This window comes from Streptomyces sp. NPDC054840, assembly GCF_053611065.1.
Genome location: NZ_JBSGZP010000705.1, coordinates 1 through 3,729 on the forward strand (window position 1 = coordinate 1; position 3,729 = coordinate 3,729).

Genomic DNA, 3,729 nt, shown 5'->3' on the forward strand with positions numbered 1-3,729 from the left:
GACCGAGCCCTACTCGGCGGGCATCGGCGGAGGCGGCTACTTCGTCTACTACGACGCCCGCTCGCGCCGGGTGCACACCATCGACGGACGCGAGACCGCCCCCGCCACGGCCACCGAGGCGCTGTTCCAGGAGAACGGCCTCCCCATCCCCTTCGCGGAGGGCCAGACCAGCGGCCGCGGCGTCGGCGTACCGGGCACCCCCGCCACCTGGAGGAGCGCCCTCGACGCCTGGGGCACCCGCCCGCTGGACAAACTGCTGAAGCCCGCCGAGAAACTGGCCCGCGACGGCTTCACCGTGGACAGCACCTTCCGGGCCCAGACCGAGCTCAACCAGGACCGCTTCAAGGACTTCCCCGCCACCTCGAAGCTCTTCCTGCCGGGTGGCGCCCTGCCGGTGGTCGGTTCCACCTTCAAGAATCCGGACCTGGCCGCCACCTACGCCGAACTCGGCCGCAAGGGGACCGGTGCCCTGTACCACGGGCCCCTCGCCGAGGACATCGTCCGGGCCGTGCGCACACCCCCGGTGGACCCGGCGGCCACCCGCAAGGTCCGCCCCGGCGACCTGACCACCGCCGACCTGCGCGCGTACGCGACCAAGCGGCAGGACCCGACCCGGGTCGGCTACCGCGGCCTGGACGTCTACAGCATGGCGCCCTCCTCCTCCGGCGGCACCACCGTCGGCGAGGCGCTGAACATCCTGGAGCGGACCGACCTCTCGAAGCTGTCCGAGACGCAGTACCTGCACCGCTTCATCGAGGCCTCGCGGATCTCCTTCGCCGACCGGGGCCGCTGGGTCGGCGACCCGGCAGCGGTGGACGTGCCGACGCGCGAGCTGCTCTCGCAGCGGTTCGCCGACTCGCGCGGCTGCCTGATCGCGCCGGACCGTACGCTGACCAGCCCGCTCGCCCCGGGAGACCCGCGCCACCCGGTCGCCTGCGGCGGCTCCGGCCAGGCCGCCCCGACCACGTACGAAGGGGAGAACACCACCCACCTGACTGCCGCCGACCGCTGGGGCAACGTGGTCTCCTACACCCTGACCATCGAGTCCACCGGCGGCAGCGCGATCACCGTCCCGGGCCGCGGCTTCCTGCTCAACAACGAGCTCACCGACTTCTCCTTCGCTCCGGCCGCGCCCGGGGTCCCGGACCCGAACCTGCCCGGCCCCGGCAAGCGGCCGCGCTCCTCCATGGCCCCGACGATCGTGCTGGAGGACGGTCGCCCGGTGCTCGCGGTGGGGTCCCCGGGCGGCGCCACCATCATCACCACCGTGCTGCAGACCCTGATCGGCCACCTGGACCGGGGTCTGCCGCTGGTCGACGCGATCGCCGCCCCGCGGGCCAGCCAGCGCAACCAGACCACCACCGAGCTGGAGCCGGGCCTGTGGAGCAGCCCGCTGCGCGCGGAGCTGGAGGCGATCGGCCACGGCTTCCGGCAGAACCCGGAGATCGGCGCGGCGACCGGAGTGCAGCGGCTGCGGGACGGGCGCTGGCTGGCGGCGGCGGAGACCAGCCGCCGGGGCGGCGGCTCGGCGATGGTGGTCCACCCGCAAGGGAGGCCGTAGGGATCGCAGGGCAGTTCGGAAGGCAGTCCGAAGGCGGTGCGGACGGCGGTTCGGAACGCCGTCCGGACGGCGTAACAGGAGTGGGTTCAGAGGGCGGTGAGGATCCGCGGACCGTCGGCGGTGATCGCGACCGTGTGTTCCGAGTGGGCGGCGCGGCTGCCGTCGACGGTGCGCAGGGTCCAGCCGTCCGCGTCGCAGGTGTAGTCGTCCGTACCGCCCGCGATCAGCATCGGCTCGATGGCGAGGACCAGCCCGGGGCGCAGCTTCATGCCGCGTCCCGGCGGGCCCTCGTTGGGCACGCCCGGGTCCTCGTGCATGGAGCGGCCGATGCCGTGGCCGCCGAAGCCGTCGGGCACCCCGTAGCCGGCGGCGCGGCAGGTGGCCCCGATCGCGTGGGCGATGTCGCCGATCCGGTTGCCGGGCACGGCGGCGGCGATCCCGGCGGCGAGGGCCGCCTCGGAGGTCTCGATCAGCCGGAGGTCGGCGGGGCGGGCCGGGCCTACCGTGAAGCTGACCGCAGCGTCCCCGGTCCAGCCGCCGAGCTGCGCCCCGCAGTCGACGCTGACCAGGTCGCCGCCTCGCAGCCGGTAGTCGTCGGGGACGCCGTGCACGATCGCGTCGTTCACCGAGAGGCACACCACGGCCGGGAACGGCACCGGCGCGAACTGCGGCCGGTAGCCCAGGAAGGGGGAGGTGGCACCGGCCTCGCGGAGCACCTCGCGGGCCACCCGGTCCAGGTCCAGCAGGGACACCCCCACGTCGGCGGCCTCCCGTACGGCGGCCAGGGCGCGGGCGACCACCCGGCCCGCGGCACGCATCTCGTCGATCTCTCGGTCCGTCTTCAGTCTCACCATGCCAATAACTATACCGGTATAAAAATAACGGGATAGTTATTGGTGTCCGGGGTAGGATGAGGACATGGTCCGTACCCCCCTCACCCCCGAAGAGCGCGAGCGCGGCGAGCGGCTCGGCGTCCTGCTGCGCGAGGCGCGCGGAAACCGCAGCATGGTCGAGGTCGCGGCCGGCGCCGGGCTCTCCGCCGAGACCCTGCGCAAGATCGAGACCGGCCGGGCGCCCACCCCCGCCTTCTTCACGGTCGCCGCCCTCGCCGCGGCGCTCGGTCTCTCCCTGGACGATCTGCTGCGCCGCTGCGCCGTCGTCCCCGCCTGAGGTCTCGTCCGGGGCGCCTCCGGCCTGCCGTTCGGGCGGGCCCGCACGCCGCCCGCGGGACAGCGCTTAGGGTGCCGGTATGGACCTCGAACAGCTCGGCCGGGCGCGGTACGTCAGTCTCACGACCTTCCGCAAGGACGGCACGCCCGTGGCGACGCCGGTGTGGGCGGTCGCCGACGGGGGTGAGCTGTACGTGTGGACGCGCAGCGATTCGTGGAAGGTCAAGCGGATCCGCAACAACGGGCGGGTCACCGTCACCCCCTGCGACATGCGTGGGCGCGTCGAGGAAGGGGCGCAGGCGCGGGAGGGCGAGGCCCGGCTGCTCGACGAGGCGGGGCTGCGGCGGGTGCGGAAGCTGATGTCGCGGAAGTACACCTGGCAGTTCTGGGTGGTGGACGTGCCCGCCGCCCTGGCGCGCCGGGGCAAGCGTCCGCACACCGCGATCGCCGTCAAGCTTTGAGACTCCCGTAGCCCGCCCGTAACACGAGTGGGATCCAATGCGGTCATGGAGACCGCGACTTCGCTGGCCATCAGTCGACTCTCGGGATACTTACGGGGATTGACCCAAAGGCTGGATCCCGGGGCAGGCTGGTACGGGGAGTTCCTGCGCCGGGATCCGGAGGGTATGCAGGCCTGTCTCGACGGGGCGGCGATGCCTCCGTGGGACGTGGTGGAATCGCTGCTGCGGGACCTGGCCGGGGCGCGGGGCGCCGAGTTCGCGGCACGGGAGACCGCATACGCGGCCCAGCTGCGGGCGGCGGCCGTCACCGTGTGGGACCGGCTGCCGGGCGGGGAGGACGAGCTGCGGAGCCTGCTCGCGGCGGCGGCGGCGCAGCTGGCCGCATCGCAGACGGCCCTGCGGAACCTTACGGTCCGGCTCGGCGGGGCCGCTGACCGGGCCGAGACGGACGCCCTCGCCCGGGAACTTGCCTGGGCCCAGGACGACGTGGCACGCGCCGCGGGCCGCCACGAGGACCTGGCGGCCCGTCTTCAGGGCC

4 protein-coding genes and 1 pseudogene are annotated in these 3,729 nt (G+C 73.6%); 4 read left to right on the forward strand and 1 reads right to left on the reverse strand.

Features of this window, described 5'->3' with window-relative positions:
- A partial coding sequence (ggt, locus tag ACWGIU_RS32605) for a gamma-glutamyltransferase (protein WP_453711715.1) occupies window positions 1–1,561 on the forward strand: 1,561 nt, incomplete at its 5' end.
- 86 nt (window positions 1,562–1,647) lie between these two features.
- Here ggt and map read toward each other — a convergent pair.
- Window positions 1,648–2,415: a type I methionyl aminopeptidase gene (gene map, locus ACWGIU_RS32610; protein ID WP_453711716.1), complete on the reverse strand. Its 768-nt coding sequence runs from the start codon at window positions 2,413–2,415 to the stop codon at window positions 1,648–1,650.
- A gap of 64 nt (window positions 2,416–2,479) precedes the next feature.
- Between map and ACWGIU_RS32615 the strand changes: the two genes are divergently transcribed.
- The 3 genes and pseudogenes from ACWGIU_RS32615 to ACWGIU_RS32625 all read left to right on the forward strand — a co-directional run.
- Window positions 2,480–2,731, forward strand: a complete 252-nt coding sequence (locus ACWGIU_RS32615) for a helix-turn-helix domain-containing protein (RefSeq protein ID WP_453711717.1) — start codon at window positions 2,480–2,482, stop codon at window positions 2,729–2,731.
- A gap of 79 nt (window positions 2,732–2,810) precedes the next feature.
- Window positions 2,811–3,191, forward strand: a complete 381-nt coding sequence (locus tag ACWGIU_RS32620; protein WP_453711718.1) for a PPOX class F420-dependent oxidoreductase — start codon at window positions 2,811–2,813, stop codon at window positions 3,189–3,191.
- Window positions 3,192–3,290: 99 nt separating this feature from the next.
- Window positions 3,291–3,729: pseudogene (locus ACWGIU_RS32625) on the forward strand (hypothetical protein); the annotation flags it as partial.

Bases quoted from the DNA above. Each gene is read 5' to 3' on its own strand.
- map (WP_453711716.1), bottom strand. From the start codon at position 2,415: ATGGTGAGACTGAAGACGGACCGAGAGATCGACGAGATGCGTGCCGCG.
- ACWGIU_RS32615 (WP_453711717.1), top strand. From the start codon at position 2,480: ATGGTCCGTACCCCCCTCACCCCCGAAGAGCGCGAGCGCGGCGAGCGG.
- ACWGIU_RS32620 (WP_453711718.1), top strand. From the start codon at position 2,811: ATGGACCTCGAACAGCTCGGCCGGGCGCGGTACGTCAGTCTCACGACC.